Below are 664 nucleotides of genomic sequence, written 5' to 3'. Positions count from 1 at the left end.
TGACCATATTTTCTACTTGCAAGTCCTCTAAACAGATCACTTGGTTTTCGTTGATCAGCTTGGTTGACAGCTTATGAAGAAAATCGTTGCGGGTATTTGCGATTTTTTCATGAAGCCGAGCTACTTTCATACGTGCTTTATTTCGGTTTTTACTACCTTTTTGTCTGCGAGATTGAATTCGTTGCCACTTCGCCAGTTGTTTTTCATACTTACGGTAGTATTTGGGATTCTCCACCTTTTCACCAGTAGAGAGAATGGCGAAATTCTTGATTCCAAGGTCAATCCCTACAGTCTGCTCCACTTGTGGTAGCAACAAAACTTCTGTTTCGCAAAGAACAGACACAAAATATTTTCCCGAAGGATTGCGTCTAATTGTAGCTGACAGGATACGTCCGTCGATTTCTCGTGATTTTGCAAACGCAACCCATCCAAGTTTAGGAAGTTTGATACGATTCCCTTCCACTTTGATGTTCATTTTGCATGTATAGGACTGTTTAGGATTCTTCTTACTCTTGAATTTCGGATACCCCTTTTTCTCTTTGAAGAACTTTTTGTACGAGAAATCCAAATCATTCAATGTGGATTGAAGGGCAGTTGAATCCACTTCTTTCAACCATTCGATTTCTTTTTTAAGTTGCGTTAACATTGCAGAGCAATCGTGGTA

General features: G+C 39.5%; 1 protein-coding gene. It reads right to left on the bottom strand.

The window, feature by feature from the left end:
* On the bottom strand, window positions 1-664 hold a 664-nt coding region (locus C3B52_RS35725; RefSeq protein ID WP_164685091.1), incomplete at both ends, for an RNA-guided endonuclease TnpB family protein.

The organism is Brevibacillus reuszeri, assembly GCF_002897295.1.
GTDB lineage: Bacteria > Bacillota > Bacilli > Brevibacillales > Brevibacillaceae > Brevibacillus > Brevibacillus reuszeri_A.
Note: the sequence above shows the minus strand (reverse complement) of the source record. Positions and strands in the feature narration are given on the sequence as shown.